Source organism: Rhizobium sp. G21 (assembly GCF_014158035.1).
In the GTDB taxonomy this organism is placed as follows: domain Bacteria; phylum Pseudomonadota; class Alphaproteobacteria; order Rhizobiales; family Rhizobiaceae; genus Rhizobium_E.
In genome coordinates, this window is the sequence record NZ_JACFXW010000001.1 from 84,384 (window position 1) to 98,854 (window position 14,471).

19 protein-coding genes and 2 pseudogenes are annotated in these 14,471 nt (G+C 61.2%); all 21 read left to right on the plus strand.

The window, feature by feature from the left end; genetic code table 11:
• The first annotated feature begins 2 nt into the window (after positions 1-2).
• Positions 3-476: a hypothetical protein gene (locus H2O14_RS00455; protein WP_210275383.1), complete on the plus strand. Its 474-nt coding sequence runs from the start codon at positions 3-5 to the stop codon at positions 474-476.
• Positions 473-1,636 carry a DNA translocase FtsK gene (locus H2O14_RS28710; protein ID WP_182826046.1) on the plus strand — a complete coding sequence of 388 codons (1,164 nt, stop codon included), beginning with the start codon at positions 473-475 and terminating at the stop codon, positions 1,634-1,636. Before H2O14_RS00455 ends, H2O14_RS28710 begins: the two co-directional genes overlap by 4 nt.
• Positions 1,633-1,959 carry a hypothetical protein gene (locus tag H2O14_RS00465; RefSeq protein WP_182826047.1) on the plus strand — a complete coding sequence of 109 codons (327 nt, stop codon included), beginning with the start codon at positions 1,633-1,635 and terminating at the stop codon, positions 1,957-1,959. The genes H2O14_RS28710 and H2O14_RS00465 overlap by 4 nt, the downstream gene beginning before the upstream one ends.
• Positions 1,934-2,559: pseudogene (locus tag H2O14_RS26925) on the plus strand (hypothetical protein). The gene H2O14_RS00465 and the pseudogene H2O14_RS26925 overlap by 26 nt, the downstream one beginning before the upstream one ends.
• Positions 2,556-3,113, plus strand: a complete 558-nt coding sequence (locus H2O14_RS00475; protein WP_182826048.1) for a hypothetical protein — start codon at positions 2,556-2,558, stop codon at positions 3,111-3,113. The pseudogene H2O14_RS26925 and the gene H2O14_RS00475 overlap by 4 nt, the downstream one beginning before the upstream one ends.
• Complete coding sequence (locus H2O14_RS00480; RefSeq protein WP_182826049.1) at positions 3,047-3,769, plus strand: hypothetical protein; 723 nt, start codon at positions 3,047-3,049, stop codon at positions 3,767-3,769. Before H2O14_RS00475 ends, H2O14_RS00480 begins: the two co-directional genes overlap by 67 nt.
• Positions 3,766-4,428 carry a transcription termination/antitermination protein NusG gene (locus H2O14_RS00485; RefSeq protein ID WP_182826050.1) on the plus strand — a complete coding sequence of 221 codons (663 nt, stop codon included), beginning with the start codon at positions 3,766-3,768 and terminating at the stop codon, positions 4,426-4,428. Before H2O14_RS00480 ends, H2O14_RS00485 begins: the two co-directional genes overlap by 4 nt.
• 1,030 nt (positions 4,429-5,458) lie before the next feature.
• Positions 5,459-5,725 (plus strand): HNH endonuclease signature motif containing protein, encoded by a 267-nt coding sequence (locus H2O14_RS00490; RefSeq protein ID WP_246697254.1) that lies wholly within the window; start codon positions 5,459-5,461, stop codon positions 5,723-5,725.
• A 134-nt stretch (positions 5,726-5,859) separates the two neighbouring features.
• Positions 5,860-6,348, plus strand: a complete 489-nt coding sequence (locus H2O14_RS00495; protein WP_246697255.1) for an AraC family transcriptional regulator — start codon at positions 5,860-5,862, stop codon at positions 6,346-6,348.
• A complete protein-coding gene (locus H2O14_RS00500; protein ID WP_210275384.1) occupies positions 6,345-8,045 on the plus strand; it encodes a terminase large subunit in 1,701 nt (566 codons plus the stop codon). The genes H2O14_RS00495 and H2O14_RS00500 overlap by 4 nt, the downstream gene beginning before the upstream one ends.
• Positions 8,042-9,286, plus strand: a complete 1,245-nt coding sequence (locus H2O14_RS00505; RefSeq protein WP_182826053.1) for a phage portal protein — start codon at positions 8,042-8,044, stop codon at positions 9,284-9,286. Before H2O14_RS00500 ends, H2O14_RS00505 begins: the two co-directional genes overlap by 4 nt.
• Positions 9,283-9,945 (plus strand): HK97 family phage prohead protease, encoded by a 663-nt coding sequence (locus tag H2O14_RS00510; protein ID WP_182826054.1) that lies wholly within the window; start codon positions 9,283-9,285, stop codon positions 9,943-9,945. Before H2O14_RS00505 ends, H2O14_RS00510 begins: the two co-directional genes overlap by 4 nt.
• A 32-nt stretch (positions 9,946-9,977) precedes the next feature.
• Positions 9,978-11,294: a phage major capsid protein gene (locus H2O14_RS00515; RefSeq protein WP_182826055.1), complete on the plus strand. Its 1,317-nt coding sequence runs from the start codon at positions 9,978-9,980 to the stop codon at positions 11,292-11,294.
• A 64-nt stretch (positions 11,295-11,358) separates the two neighbouring features.
• On the plus strand, positions 11,359-11,583 hold the full coding sequence (locus H2O14_RS00520) for a hypothetical protein (protein WP_182826056.1): 225 nt from the start codon (positions 11,359-11,361) through the stop codon (positions 11,581-11,583).
• Positions 11,584-11,611: 28 nt separating this feature from the next.
• Positions 11,612-11,983, plus strand: coding sequence for a hypothetical protein (locus H2O14_RS00525; RefSeq protein WP_182826057.1), 372 nt, complete (start codon positions 11,612-11,614; stop codon positions 11,981-11,983).
• A 5-nt stretch (positions 11,984-11,988) separates the two neighbouring features.
• Positions 11,989-12,135 (plus strand): annotated as a pseudogene (locus H2O14_RS29175) (head-tail connector protein); the annotation flags it as partial.
• 5 nt (positions 12,136-12,140) lie between these two features.
• Complete coding sequence (locus tag H2O14_RS00530) at positions 12,141-12,578, plus strand: head-tail connector protein (RefSeq protein ID WP_182826058.1); 438 nt, start codon at positions 12,141-12,143, stop codon at positions 12,576-12,578.
• 1 nt (position 12,579) lies between these two features.
• Positions 12,580-12,918 carry a phage head closure protein gene (locus tag H2O14_RS00535; protein WP_182826059.1) on the plus strand — a complete coding sequence of 113 codons (339 nt, stop codon included), beginning with the start codon at positions 12,580-12,582 and terminating at the stop codon, positions 12,916-12,918.
• Positions 12,915-13,376, plus strand: a complete 462-nt coding sequence (locus H2O14_RS00540) for an HK97-gp10 family putative phage morphogenesis protein (RefSeq protein ID WP_182826060.1) — start codon at positions 12,915-12,917, stop codon at positions 13,374-13,376. Before H2O14_RS00535 ends, H2O14_RS00540 begins: the two co-directional genes overlap by 4 nt.
• Entirely contained in the window at positions 13,373-13,765 is a 393-nt protein-coding gene (locus H2O14_RS00545; protein WP_182826061.1) for a DUF3168 domain-containing protein, read from the plus strand. Before H2O14_RS00540 ends, H2O14_RS00545 begins: the two co-directional genes overlap by 4 nt.
• Positions 13,766-13,796: 31 nt before the next feature.
• On the plus strand, positions 13,797-14,432 hold the full coding sequence (locus H2O14_RS00550; RefSeq protein ID WP_182826062.1) for a phage tail tube protein: 636 nt from the start codon (positions 13,797-13,799) through the stop codon (positions 14,430-14,432).
• Positions 14,433-14,471: the final 39 nt, after the last annotated feature.

The window sequence follows — 14,471 nt, forward strand, 5'->3', positions numbered from 1 at the left end:
CCATGAACGCGCCCGCTATCCTCGCCAAGCAAGACGAGATCGAATGCGCCATTCGCGAGGTGCAGCGGCTGTTCGATGACGGCGACCTGGCGCGGGCGCGGCAGCTGGCGCTGAGGGTCTATGACGAGGCGGCCAAGGCGTCGGATCTGGCGCGCAAGGCGAAGGTGTCCGAAGAGCTGCGCGCCAAGGCGCGGCTATTGCGGGCCAATGCGGTGCGGATCGAATCTCTCTGCACGATCTCGATCGCCGACTACGTCGACGACGCGCAGGCCAAGGGAATGATGCCGAAAAAGGGAAGACCGAATAATCTTTCCGCCGGAAATATTTTCACACTCGACGATCTTGGCATGTCGCCGAAACAGCTGCATGAGGGCGCGCGCGCGCGCGCGACCATGCGCGCGAGCAGCCGGGGTTTATCGAGGCGGTTATCCAGACGCAGCTTGACCAGGGGCTGGAGCCGTCGCGCGCCGCCGTGAAGCATGCGATCGGGACCAAGAGCGCCAACAAGGAAGATCGTGGCGACAATCTCTACCAGACGCCGATCGAGGGCATTCGTGCGCTGATGGCGCGCGAGCGGTTTTTGCCCGTGGTGCTGGAGCCTTCCTGCGGGCGCGGCGCGATTTCCGGGCCGATGGGGGAGGCGGGCTATGACGTCATGCTGTCGGATCTCAACGATTACGCGACGGCGGACAAACATGGCGAGCTGCAGCATGTGGCGGATTTTCTCAGCCTGACGCGCGAGACGGTGCTGGAATGGACCGGGGGCGACGATTTCGACCTGGTGACCAACCCGCCCTATGGCGATGTGCTGAACGGCTATATCGCGCATGCCTTGAGGCGCATCAAGCCGCGCAAGATGGCGCTGTTGCTGAACCTCAACTTCCTGTGCGGGATCGTGGATCCAGATCGCAACCATGCGCTCGACGAGGCGCGGCCGGCGCGCGTGATCATCAACGCGCGCCGCCTGCCGATGATGCATCGCGACGGCTGGGCGGGAAACGAGGCGTCCAGCCAGATGAACACGATGTGGGTCGTCTGGGAGCGCGACGAGGAAGGCCGTTACAACGGGCCGACCGTAATGGAGCGGGCCGATTACAGCGCCTATGCAGGCGGGCCGGTGATGTCGCCGCTCGGCTGGGCGGATGTCGTCAGGGCCGGCGAGATCCGGATCGACGATGACGACGAGGATTTTACGCGCGAGACGCCGCGCAAGACGGTGGAGGAGCGGATCTCCGAAGAATTGCAGGCGGCGATGGATTTTGCCGCCGGGCGCGACAGCCTGACCGCACGCGCGCTGCGCAGCGGCATCGGCGTGCGACCGCTGATCGGCGATGCGCTGATGGCGGAGCTGGTGGCGCGCGGACTGTTTTACGGCCCGCCTGACGACGAGGGGCGGTATCTGGCCGCCGTGCAGGCGCGCGATGAAGCAGCCGCGCCAGAGACGCCGCCTGATGACGGCGAGGGCTATGCGGCGGCGCTGGCGCTGGTGCGCGAGACAGGTAAGGCGAGCGCGGCGATGCTGCAGAAGCGCATGCAGATCCGCTGGTATACGGCCAATGGGTATGTCGAGCGGATGGAGCGCGAGGGCGTGGTGAGCGCCAAGAACGCGGCGGGGCTGCGGCAGGTGCTGGCATGAGTGGATTCCTCCCAATCATCGAGATCCTGGCGGACGCTGAAGGACGTGAAGAAGTAGCCTATTGGCTGCAGCGCTGCCCTGTCGCCGTGATCACGGCACATCATCAGGAGATCCGCAACATCCTGAACCGGAAAGGATTTCCGGAGGCGGTTCGTTGCCTCGACGCGGAACTGGCGCTGGCGCTGAGCTTGCGCGCGCCGGACGGGACATTTCAACAAGGGCCGAATTTCAACGCGGATCTGGCGCGGGGAAAATGCGGGTGGCGGCCAGGGGCAAGACGTGAGGCGAGGGCGGGTGATGGGGCGGGTTCTGGTGGCCTGTGAGTTCTCGGGCATTGTCCGCAGGGCTTTCGCGGATTTAGGGCATGATGCGTGGTCGTGTGATCTTCTGCCGGCTGAGGATGGCAGCAACTGCCATATAACAGGCGACGCGCGCGACATTCTCGATCATGGCTGGGATCTTCTGATTGTGGCGCATCCTCCGTGCACGCGTCTCTGCAATTCCGGCGTCAGGTGGCTTCACAGGCCGCCGCCTGGAAAGACGGCGGCGCAGATGCAAGTGGAGTTACGTGAAGGCGCCGAACTATTTTCCGTCTTCTGGAATGCGCCGATTGCGCGTCGCTGCATCGAAAACCCGGTGATGCATCACCACGCGAAGAGCCTCATCCATAACTATGAGCCGCCCGCTCAAAGCGTGCAGCCGTGGCAATACGGCCATCCGGAAACGAAGCGCACATGCCTGTGGCTGGCTAATCTTCCCGGCTTACGCCGACAGATATCGTTGATGGGCGGGAGGCGCGCGTGCACAGGATGCCTCCCGGCCCGAACCGATGGCGCGAGCGATCGCGGTTCTTTTCCGGCATTGCGGCGGCGATGGCGACGCAATGGGGCGATCTCATACCAATGACAGGAGTGGCTGCATGAGCGCGATGCAGGACGCCACAATCCGGCGCGGCGTGCGCAATGCGCGCTATTCGACGATACCGAACCATGTGTTCGAGGACGGGCGGCTTTCCATGGAGGCGCGCTGGCTGCTCGGCTATCTCCTGAGCAAGCCCGACAACTGGATCGTGCGGGTGCGCGACATCCGCAATATGGGCAATTGCGGGCGCGACAAGGCCACCAGCATGGTCAACGAGCTGGTGGCGGCGGGCTATGCGGAGAAAGAGCAGCGTCGCGACGGCGGCAAGTTCGGCGCGACCGTATTGGTGATCTATGACGAGCCAAGGACCATTGAAGAGCAGCAAAAACAGGAGGATGCGGAGAGTGTTGCATCTTTGCCGCAGACGTGTTTGCCGTCGACGGCTGAACCGTTGACGGTTTCACCGTTAACGGCAAATCCGACACATAGTAATAACTTAGAGATAGTAATTACTGACTCATACCAAACTGAAAAAATGCGCGGGAGGGCTTGGAAGAAAATTCCAACGATGACCCGAAGCGGCAAAAGGCGATCGAAAAGAGCTATTGGAACCTGATCCGCCAATGGCCGAACCTTGACGGCTTGCCCAAGGACGGATGGCTGCGCGTATGGATGGAGCTTGACGACGCCGAACGCGAGGCGGCCGAGCAGGGCTTTGCCGCCTGGCTGGCGCTGCTCGACAAGGGCGGCAAGGGCGGCAAGCACACGCCGAGGCCGAGCACCTATTTCGCCAAGAAGCTCTGGACATCCGTGCAGACCCAGCCGGCCAAGGACGGCGCGCCGGCGCTGCACCGGCCCTACAGCCGCCCGTGGCAGGCACGGCTCGTGCTGGAGCTGATGGCCGAGCCTGTGCAGCCGACCGTGCCGCCGACCGCCTTCCAGCGCATGGAATTGGCCAAGGGCGGCGAGGCGGCAGAGCGCGTCAAGCTGGAGCGCCGGCGGACCTATGGCTGGCCGGCGGTGACGACGATCCTGAGGCGGGCCGAGACAGGCGAGGGCGTGACCGTGCCGCCCTGGCTGCTGAAGCTCTCGGAAGGATTTGCGCCCGTGCATCGTGACAGCGCACCCGCCGCCGCATGGCGCGCCTATCGCGAGGCGCTTGGGCAACCTCCGCTGCCGGACAAGGCGGAGTGGCTGCATGTGCCGGCGGGCGAGACGCCGGCGCAGGCGATGGAGGCATTCAGGGCGGCAGTCGAGGGCGCGGGGCGATGAATATGCAATTCAGGATCAACAGCGACGAATTCGAAGCCATCGTTTCAGACCAGGGCAAGGCGAAGCTCAAGCGAATCGATGACGAGCGGCGGATCGTGATCTCCGATCTGGCCATGGCGAGCCGGCGAATCGTGGCGGATTATCCGCATCTCTGCGCGTGGCACTGTGTGAGAGTGACGGCGCGACATGAATTTCATGTGCAAAAGGCGCTAGACGAACAGGATGTCGAGGCGCTTGTGCCGACCCGCAAAGGAGACAAGAAATACACCAGAGGTAGAGTGATTGAAGCGCCGGTTCTGCCGGTGATGCCTGGTTATGTACTGGTTCATATTCGGAGTCATGTGCAGGCGTTTGTAGCGATTGGCCGCGTCAAGCACGTGCTCGGTTTCGTTGGCGCGGCGGAGCGGCCTTATCGTATCAAGGATCATATCATTGATATGTTTAAACGAAAGGCAGATGGCGGAGCTTATGACCATCGCGTGGTGACGGTGACCTATTGCAAGGGCGAAAAGGTCCGCGTGATCGATGGGCCGTTTGCTTCGTTCTCCGGCGTGGTGCTGGAGAGTGACGAGAGCAAGACTCGCATTCGCGTCGAGGTTGATGTCTTCGGGCGCGCCACGCCTGTGGAATTGGACGTTGCGCAGATCGAGAAAGTGTGAGAGTCATTTGCCCACGGATGATCCGATGATCCAGATAGTGAGCCTCTGAAAACGCAGTAGTATGCGGGGACGCAAGTCCCGAGGTTGGTACACCGGTCGGACCCATTCCCTGAGCAGCCCAAAGCGGGCGATGCGATTCAGGGACAGTGCTGCTGCTATGATTATTTCTGCCGCAGTAGAGCGATTGCACCATCATCGTCTTTAGCGGCGCGTTCATATATGTACGTCTTGCCGAGCAATGCTCCATCGAAGTCACATTCGTTTTCGAAGGCGCACCACTTCCTTTTTTCCCGGGTATTGAGTAAAGAATGTTCGAAAACCCATCCACATCTGCAACTCGAAGCGTAACCTTCCCGGAAGCATCACAGAACTCCGTGCCTATCCGAACCGTAAGGACCTGAGTTGACTGCAATGTGCTGAGCTGGATGCAATCAGACGTGTTGAAAACATCTAAGGCTTTGGCCACATTCACAGCATCCGAAGATCCGTTGTTCGATGGCGTGGCGGCAATTTGTAAACGTACAGCCTCATCGATCATGCTCTTAAGCTTCGTTTCATCCAAGCCGCCAGCCGGAGATCCGGGGTCCCCCTTGGGGCCGATAGGTCCAGCTTCGCCTTGATCGCCCTTTTCGCCGCGAGGACCGCGAGGGCCTGTGTCGCCCTTTTCGCCCGTGTCGCCTTTTGGCCCCTTTGCTGACGAAGCCGCATTGATAGTGGCAATGGTTTCCAACCGGCTGCGCAACTCCACGATTTCGCGTTGCGCAACTTCAACTTGATTCTGCAGAGTGAACACATACCAAATAGCGGTCGCCAAAATGGCCAAGATACCGAGGAAAGCTGCGGTAATCTCGGCTACAGGTCCAATTCTTGAAAGCATGCGTGTGATATCCCCGATTTCACTGGCACATTGCATATTTCAAAAGAGTTGTCGAGGCGCAGACGGCTTCTTCGACTATTGCAGGGCGGCCAGATGGCCGCCTTTCTCGTTTAGAGTATGGCACTCAAAAGCATGCCCTCTCGCCTCGCTCGAATGCCCTCAAGGGTAGCGGCTGCGCCGAAGCAAGCCGAGAGCTTCTATCAGTCGAGAGAGTGGCGCGTCCTTTGCGCCGAGATCAAGCGCGAGCGTGGCAAGGCATGCGAACGTTGTGGATCGACTGACCGGGTGATCGCCGATCATATCATCGAACGGAAGGACGGCGGCGCGGACCTCGACAAGAGGAACGTCGAGCTCCTGTGCCACCGCCATCACGCCGAGAAGACGGCGGCAGCGCGGGCCGCAAGGGCCAAGGGCGTCTGACTTAGGCGGCAGCAAACGACAAGGGCACAAGCGGCCGATAAGGGCATAAGCGCGACGACAGGTGGGGGGTAGTCAAATCTCTAGACCCGCCTCGGCCTATGCACCGCCCGCCCTCTCATGCGGAGAATTTTTTCTTGGGTGACGGATATTTTGACCTGTTTGGCGTGGAGGTACCGGAGTGGCGCGGCAAGCGCGGCAGGCCTCCGCATGTCCCGACCGAGAAAACACGTAATAGAGTCAGCATGTTGCTGGCGCTTGGCTGGGACAATGAGCGGATCGCCAATGCTCTCGGCGTTTCTGAGCCGACGCTTCGCAAGCATTATTTTACGGAGCTGAAACGGCGCGCCATCGCACAGGATATGCTGGAGGCCAAACAGTTCGAGCGGCTGTTCGAGCTCGGTTTCCAAGAGGGTAATGTCGGCGCGATCAAGGAATTCAATCGGCTCGTCGAGCGGGATCGGTTGAGCAGCACCGCGAAGGCGTTCGACAAAATCGCCAAGGCTGAAAGGCCGAAGGCGGAAAAACTCGGCAAGAAAGAGATCGCGCAGCGTGAGGCCGAAGCCATCGCCAGCGGCTCCAGTCTCTGGGGCGACGACCTCAATTTCAAAGGATCGGTCAATTGATCGCTGCGCTGCCGCGCGAATGGGATACGTCTTGCCCTGACTGGGAAAGGCGCATCCTCAACCGCGAAAAGCTCATTCCGGATCTGCCGCTGTTCGACTTCGAAGCCGAGCGGGCGCTTCGGATCTTCAAACGCCTGCGGGTGCCCGACATCATCGGCACGCCGACGCATGGCGAGGTGTGCGGCGAATGGGTCTTCGACTTCGTGCGGGCCGTGTTCGGGTCGTTCGATCCGGAAATCAAGCGCCGGATGATCCGTGAATTCTTCCTGATGGTGCCGAAGAAGAACGGAAAGTCGTCGATCGCGGCGGCGATCATCGTGACGGCAGCGATCATGAACCGCCGGCCGCAGGCGGAACTGCTGCTGATCGCGCCGACGAAAGTGATCGCCAATATCGCCTTCAAGCAGGCGCGCGACATCATCAAGCTCGATGCCGAGCTGGACGCAATCTTTCAGGCCAAGGATCACGCCAAGATGATCACGCACCGGATCTCGCAGGCGGTTATTCTCATTAAGTCGGCGGACGGCGGCACTGTGACCGGTTCAAAGGCGACATACATCCTGATCGACGAGACGCATGAATTCTCGAAGATGGCGAAGGCGCCGGGCATCTTCGTCGAGATCCGCGGTTCGCTGGCGTCGCGTCCGGACGGGTTTCTGTTGCAGATCACGACGCAGTCGAAAGAGCCGCCCTCCGGCGTCTTCAAAGACGAGCTGGATATCGCCCGCCAGGTGCGCGACGGCAAAATGAAGCTGCCGCTTCTGGCGGTGCTCTATGAGCTACCGCGCAAGGCGGCGAACGACAATGGCTGGCGCAAGCCAGAGACCTGGGGAATGGTCAATCCAAACCTCAACCGCTCGGTTGATGAAGCCTATCTGCGCGACGAGTTGCGCAAGGCGGAGTCGAAGGGTTTAGCGGCGCTGGCGCTGTTCGCCTCGCAACATCTCAACGTCGAGGTCGGCCAGTCCATGGGCGGCTGGCGCGGACAGGATTACTGGCAGGCGCAGGCGGCGGCGGACTATGCGGATCTCGACCACCTGCTTTCCGAATGTGAAGTGGCGACAGTCGGGATCGACGGCGGCGGGCTCGACGACCTGTTCGGCCTGGCGGTGCTCGGACGGCACAAGGTAACGCAACACTGGATCGGTTGGGCGCATGCCTGGTGTCAACGCGATGTGCTGGAGCTGCGCAAGGAAATCGCCTCCAATCTGCTCGACGCTGAAAAAGAGGGTTCTCTGACACTTTGCGACGACGCGACCAGCGACATCCGTGGCGTCGTCGACATCTGTGTTCGCGTCATGAACGCCGGCCTGTTGCCGGAAAAATACGGCATCGGCCTCGATCCGCAGGGTGTGGCGGCCCTGGTCGACGAGCTGGCGCGGGCCGGAATATCCGGCGATCTGGTGACGAGCGTCAGTCAAGGTTTCCGGCTGTCGTCGGCAGTTTGGGGTATCGAGCGCAAGCTCAAAGACGGAACATTCTGGCATGGCGGGCAGGGCCTCATGACGTTCTGCGTCGGCAATGCGCGCGCAGAGCAGCGCGGCAACGCCGTGCTGATTACCAAAGAGACCGCCGGCAAGGCAAAGATCGACCCGCTGATCGCGCTCTTCAATGCGGTGAAGCTGATGGAAGTCGGCCCGCAGGCGTCGGGGTCGGGGATGGACGGATATTTTCAAGATCTGGCGAGGTCGGCGTGAAACTGCTCAGGAAAATGGCCGACTTTTTCGCCTATCGCATCCAGATGAAGGAGCCGAACGGCGCTGGCCCATTGTCTGCGATCGGCGATGCCGGCGAGCGGGTCGATCAGAACACTGCGCTCAGTCTTTCGGCTGTGTGGGCCTGTGTGAATCTGCTGTCAGGCACGATTTCGAGCCTACCGTTGATGGTGTATCGGCTCAATCGCGATGGCGAGCGACAGGTCTACAGGGATCATCCGCTATACCGCATGCTTCACGATAGTCCCAATTTTGATCAGACATCGGTCGACTTCTGGGACTTCCTATGTTCTTCGATCGAGCTTTCAGGAAACGGTTATGCGCGCAAGCTTCGCAGTGGAACGCGGATTGCCGGTCTGGAGCCTATCAATCCTTTCAACGTCGTCGTGCGCCGCCTTACTAGCGGCGTGCTCGAATATTCGTGGACGCAGGAGGGGCGCTCCTTTCGCGAGACGGATGAAAGCATCCTGCATATCCGAGGTTTTGGCGGCAGTCCCCTGGGAGGATTGTCGACGCTTTCCTTTGCTCGTAACTCCCTGAGTCTGGCGCGAGCTGTCGAGCGCTCTGCAGGCTCCACGTTCCGGCACGGTTTGAGACCGTCCGGGGTTCTCACTTTCAAGGATTGGCTCTCGCCGGATAACCGCAAGATCGCAGAGGAAAAGCTCGAACAAAAATTCATGGGCGCCATGAACTCGGGAAGGCCGCTTATTCTGGAGGGCGGCACGACCTGGCAGCAACTGATGATTTCGCCTGAAGATGCGCAGATGCTCGAAACGCGCGGCTTCACCGTCGAGGAAATCTGCCGCTTCTTCGGTGTCCCGCCCTTCATGATCGGTCACACCGAAAAGACGACGAGTTGGGGGACGGGTCTTGAGCAGCAGATCCTCGCTTTTCAAAAGTTCACGCTGCGCCGCCGGTTGAAACGGATAGAGCAGGCTTTGGAAAAGCAGCTTTTGACGCCGGCCGAAAAGGCGGCGGGCGTCTCCATCGAGTTCAATCTTGAAGGACTGTTGCGCGGCGACAGCAACGGCCGCGCCAATTTCTACCGGACGATGACCCAGATCGGCGCCATGACCATCAACGAGGTGCGTGCGCTTGAAAACATGCCGAGGGTCGACGGCGGCGATACGCCACGTGTCCAGATGCAGAACGTGCCGATCACCGAGGCCGACCAAGAGGCAATCCAGCGGCTGATAGCGCAGCAGAACGGAGCGACGCCATGAAGACCAAGGATTTCACCCTCAAGGTCAAGGATCTTTCTGATGACGGCACCTTCGAGGGGTATGGTTCCGTGTTCGGTAATGTCGACGCCTATGGCGAAAAAGTCATGCCTGGCGCGTTCGTTGCATCGTTGGCGAAGCATCGTCGGGAGGGAACCAATGTCCTGATGCTGTGGCAACATGATCCTTCGGAACCGATCGGCACATGGGATGATCTGGCGGAGGACTCGAAGGGACTTTGGGGGAAAGGCCGCCTGGTTCTCGATGTGCAGAAGGCGCGTGAAGTCCACGCACTGATGAAGGCCAATGCAATTGGCGGCCTGTCGATCGGCTATCGAGAAGTCAAGGCTGCGCCGGACGGCAATGTCCGAAATCTTGAGGAACTCGACCTCAGGGAAATCTCACCGGTTTCATTTCCGGCCAATCGCCGAGCGCGCGTCAGCTCCGTGAAGTCGGAACGCATGGAAGAGTTTGCGCGCAAGCTGCGCGACGGCGAACCCATGCCGATCAAGGAATTCGAGGATATCCTGCGCGAGGCAGGCGTCCCGAAAAGCATGGCTGTTGCGATCGCCTCGCACGGTTATGCCAAGGCCATTCGGAGCGAGTCCGAGGGCGAAAAGGCGGATGACACGCTCGCATTCCTGCGGGCGCTCCGGAGCTGAGGCTCGCTTTCACTATCCAACTGGAGACAGACATGACCCGCAAAACCGCTTTTCTCGCGGCTCTTTCCGCCTGCGCCGTTCTCGGCTCGATGACCGCGACCGAACGTGCGGCCGGGCGCTATCTACGCGCTCCCGACCATGATGCCGGCACCAAGTCGGCCGCCGAGCTGGCGGCCGAAATCAAGGCCGATCACCAGCGTGCGATCGACGCCGTCAAGTCTATCGCCGAGGAAGCACTCGGTAAGGCGAAGTCCGGCGAGCAGCTTTCGACGTCGCTCAAGGAGAAGGCCGACGAGGCTCTCGTCAAGATGAATGAGTTTTCCGAGACCGTCGCGCGCCTCGAACAAAAAATGCAGCGCGGCGGCGGTGAGGCCGATCGGCAGAAGTCCTATGGCGAACAGTTCGTCGATGGCGAGGGCTTCCAGTCCTGGAAGGAAAGCGGCTTCTCGAAAAACTATCGCGGCGCCGATCTCAAGATCAAGGCGACCCTGACTTCGGCCACGACGGATTCCGCCGGCTCTGTCGGCGATGCGATCGCGCCGACGCGGTTGCCTGGCGTGCTCGAATTGCCGCAGCGACGCCTGACCGTGCGCGATCTCATCGCGCCGGGCCAGATGGGCGGCAATACGCTGGAATATGTCAAGGAAACCGGCTTCACGAACAATGCCGGTATGGTCGCCGAAGCTGCCGCCAAACCCGAATCCGACATGAAGCTCGATCTGGTCACCACGTCGGCCAAGGTCATCGCGCACTGGATGAAGGCGTCCAAGCAGGTGCTGGACGACATCCCGCAGCTGCGCTCCATGATCGATCAGCGCCTCGGCTACGGCCTGGCGCTGAAAGAGGAGTCGCAGATCCTGAACGGCGACAATACCGGCCAGAACCTCAACGGCATCATCCCGCAGGCGACATCGTTTTCGGCGCCGGTCGCGCTCGGCGATCTCAACATCATCGATGTTTTGCGCCTGGCGATGCTGCAGGCGGCGCTCGCCGAATACCCCGCCACCGGCCACGTTCTCAACCCGACCGACTGGGCCTATATCGAAACCCTCAAGGACTCGATTGGCCGATACATCATCGGCAATCCGCAGGGCCAGACGACGCCGACGCTCTGGTCTCTCCCGGTGGTGGCGACGCAGTCAATCGCCGCAAAGAAATTCCTGACCGGCTCCTTCCGCCAGGCGGCGCAGCTTTTCGACCGCTGGGAATCGCGGATCGAGGTCGGTTACGTCAATGACGACTTCACGAAAAACCTCGTCACGATCCTGGGTGAAGAGCGCATCGCGCTCGCCGTCTATCGCCCGGAAGCCTTCATCTATGGCGATTTCGATACAGCTCTCGCGGCCTGATCGCTTCGGCTGAGCGTGGCGGGCGAGGAAGACTCGCCCGCTATCTGAACCGAAGGAGATCGTCATGTCGGACATTCGTGAATGGAAGGTGCTCCGTCGTCATGAGGGCGACAGGCTGTACGAAGAGGGCGAAGTCCGAAAGGGCACCGAACAAGAACTCGGCCACCTTTCGCCGCGAACGTTGGAACTTTTCGACAAGTCTACCCGCCGAAAGGCGGAAGCTCCGTTGCTCAACAAGGCTGAAGGCGCTCCGGCGAACAAGGCCGAAACCGGCCGGAAGGCCAAGTAACGGCCGAAAGGCCAAAAAGGAGACTGACATGAAGCGCTACAAAGTTACAGCCACGACTGCGGCTGATGGAACCGTCGTCGCATATACGCCGCGCCTCTCCGGTAAGATCCACCAGATCGAATATGTGAAAGATGGATCCACCGGCTATTCGAATGGCGTCGACTTCACGGTTACCGGCGAAGCGACCGGCGTGAACCTGTGGACGGAAAGCGACGTCAACGCCTCGGCGGTTCGTGCGCCGCGCCAGCCGACGCATTCTCAGGCTGGCGCTGCCGCTTTGTATGCATCGGGCGGCGTCGGCGTGCTTGACCGTGTCGCGCTCGCAAACGACCGCATCAAGATCGCGATTGCGCAGGGCGGCAACGCCAAGGTCGGCGTTTTCCACGTTCTGGTGGATTGAGGACGATGAAGACCAGCCTCCGACCGCTCCTCATCGAAGAGCCAAGCGTTACGCCCATCGAACTCGCAGAGGTGAAAAGCTATTGTCGCATCGACCATGATGACGACGATGACCTCATCGATGCGCTGATCATGGCTGCCGTGGCGTTTCTCGACGGGTGGTCGGGGGTTTTGGGAGATGCCTCATTACGCAGACCTGGCAGTTCAGTCAGTCCTGCTGGCCCGCTTCATTTGTCCAGTTGCCTTTTCCAGACTGCAGCGGAGCCGTCATCGTTTACAGTGACGCCGACAATGTCGAGCGGACACTCTCGGATGATTTCTATGTCTGCGCAGAGGGTGTCGACGGCACGCTCATCGAGTGGAGCGCCTCCTTCAGCGCGCCCGCACTCTTCGACCGCTCGGATGCGATCCGCATCGAAGTGACAGCTGGATATGGCGATGACGCCAATGCTGTGCCGCCGAGTATCCGCCTCGCCCTGAAGATGCTGGTCGCGCACTGGTATGAGCGCAGGGAAGCCACGCAGATCGAAAGTTTCGTCGATCTTCCGTTCGGGGTTCGCGCGCTTCTCGCACCGCATCGGCGGGTGGGGATCTGAGATGAGCGCCGGGCGGATGACGGAGCGGGTGGCGTTTGATGAGCGTGGGGACGCCGAGGACGGGCATGGCGGGGCGGTGTCGGCGTTTGCCGAGGTGATTGCGCCGGTGGCGGCGGAGTTCAAGCACTTGCGGGGCGGCGAGGCGGTGCAGGCGGCGAGGCTGGCTGGGCAGCATGTGGTGGTGATCCGCGTCAGGGCATCGTCTCAGACGCGGCTGATCACGACGGAGTGGCGGGCGCGGGATGTGCGGACCGGCGTGGTCTATGCGATCCGCGATATCGAGCCGGAGGTCAACCGGGCCTATATTTCGCTAACCTGCCAGAGCGGAGTCGCCTCATGAAGATCGAGGGGCGGGACCGGCTGCGTCGGCGCATTGCGGAAATTCCGATCGAGACGCGGAAAGAGATCCGCAAGGCGCTCGATTCGGGATCCGAGGAAATGGTCGGTTTGGCGCGCGGGTTCGTTCCCAAGAAAAGCGGGGCGCTGGCGCGCTCGATCGGCAAATCGTGGGGCAGCTATCGGGCGGCCAACGCTAATGTGCGGGGCGTCAATTCCGGCGGCGGCGGGCATGATCTTTCGGTCGTTGTGCATGCCGGCGACGCCGAGGCCTGGTATGCGGCGCTGGTGGAATTCGGCACGCAGCCGCACAAGATTGGCGGCAGGTTTGCGGGTTCCCAGCATCCCGGCACATCGCCGCAACCGTTCTTCCTACCGGCCTGGCGGCTGACGCGGAAGCGGATGAAACGCAAGCTGGCGACGGCCATGAGCCGCGCAATCCGGAAATCGAAAACGTCATGATCAAGGGCGAAGCGCAGAAGGCGCTTTACGATGCGCTGAAGGCGGGCAACGTCGCCGGCGGGCGGGTGTATGACCGGCCGAAGCAGTCGGCGCTGTTTCCATATGTGACCATCGGCGACGAGCAGGTGATCCCCGACATCACGGATTGCGGCGAATTTTACGACGTGGCCTGCGATGTCCATAGCTGGTCGCGGCCGCAAGATGGATCGAAAGCCGAGGTCAAGGCGCTGCGCGGCGCATGCGCCGAGGCGGCGCTGACGATCGACAGCGTGGCCGGCTACATCGTGCATGACGTGACCATCGACGGGGCGCGGACACTGCGCGATCCGGACGGGCTGACCGAGCACGACATTCTCGGCGTGATGTTGCGCCTGCAGAAGACTCCCTGAATTTCCAAGTCAAAACCGAGAGGTAAGTCCCATGACAGCCGTAAGCGCCATCAAAGGCGAAAAGCTCATCGTGCAGGTTCGCGCCACCGAAAGCGGAACCGAATTCAGCCGCATCTGCCTGATCAACACCGATCGTTCGATCGAATTTTCGGCTGACGTCAAGGAAGATTCCATTCCGGATTGCGACCATCCCGAGGATCCGAGCTGGAAGACGCGGACGGTGGACACGCTGGCCGCCGATATCAGCGGCAGCGGCAAATGGCCGTCGTCGCAGATCGAATTCTTCTACGACTGGTTCGCGAGCGGCGAGGCCAAGCAGATCCGCTTTCAGCAAAACGCCGGATCAGCTCCGGCCGGTCAGGCTTTTTTACGGCGGCTACAAGCTGACGCGGCTCAACATCGCCGGCACGACCAAGGAATATGCGACGGGCGAGATCACGCTGCAGTCGGACGGCGCGGTGCTGTGGAGCCCGGCGAGCGAATGATGCGGCCCGGTCAGATCACTTGTGGATGGGCCGGGGCGGACAGGGTGTTCCGGTTCGGCCTCAACGAGATCGAGGAGATCGAGGCGGCGTTCGACCGCTCGATTTTTTCGATCTCGCAACGGCTGAGGGCGCGCGAGGCGTCCCTAAAAAAGAGATCGGCGCGGTGCTGCGCATCGGGCTGATCGGCGGCGGATGGAGCCGCATCGGGCCAAGGTGCTGGT